The 689-nt window shown below is 71.5% G+C and carries 2 protein-coding genes; both read left to right on the top strand.

The features are described 5' to 3' along the window. The coding region (locus AC1DVT_RS20520; protein ID WP_477391275.1) for an ACT domain-containing protein at positions 1–295 on the top strand (295 nt) is incomplete at its 5' end. Position 296: 1 nt separating this feature from the next. Continuing rightward, the coding region (locus AC1DVT_RS20515; protein WP_477391273.1) for a pyridoxal-phosphate dependent enzyme at positions 297–689 on the top strand (393 nt) is incomplete at its 3' end.

Raw genomic sequence — 689 nt, 5'->3', positions numbered from 1 at the left:
CCTGCCGATCGTCGAGATCGGCCGCGTCACGACGCGCTACCAGATCACGCTCGAGGTCGACGACCGGCCGGGCGTGCTGGCGACCGTCGCGGGCACCCTCAGCGAGGGCCGCGTGTCGATCGCGACCMTCGAGCAGACCGTCATCGGCGACGGTGAGGAGGGCTCCGGAACGGCCCGCCTCGTCATCGGAACCCACAAGGCACGGGAGCAGGACCTGAGCGAGACGGTCGACCGTCTCGCCGCGAGCGGCGTCGTGGAGCGCGTCGTCTCGGTCCTGCGCGTAGAAGGAGACTGACATGGCACACGTCTGGCGCGGAGTCCTGCGCGAGTACGCCGACCGTCTGGGCGTCACGGATGCCTCGACCGTCGTTACCCTCGGCGAAGGCGGCACCCCGCTGCTGCCGGCACCCGCGCTGTCGCGCCGCACCGGTGCCGACGTCTGGGTCAAGTTCGAGGGGATGAACCCGACCGGGTCGTTCAAGGACCGCGGCATGACCGTCGCCCTGTCGCGCGCGGTCGAGCACGGTGCGAAGGCGGTCATCTGCGCCTCCACCGGCAACACCTCGGCATCGGCGGCCGCGTACGCGGCGCACGCCGGGATCACCGCCGCGGTGCTCGTGCCCGAGGGCAAGATCGCGATGGGCAAGCTCAGCCAGGCGGTCGCGCACAACGGCCGCCTCATCCAGGTG

The organism is Microbacterium sp. P2_F9 (assembly GCF_056403635.1).
This window is presented reverse-complemented; position numbering and strand designations above follow the sequence as displayed.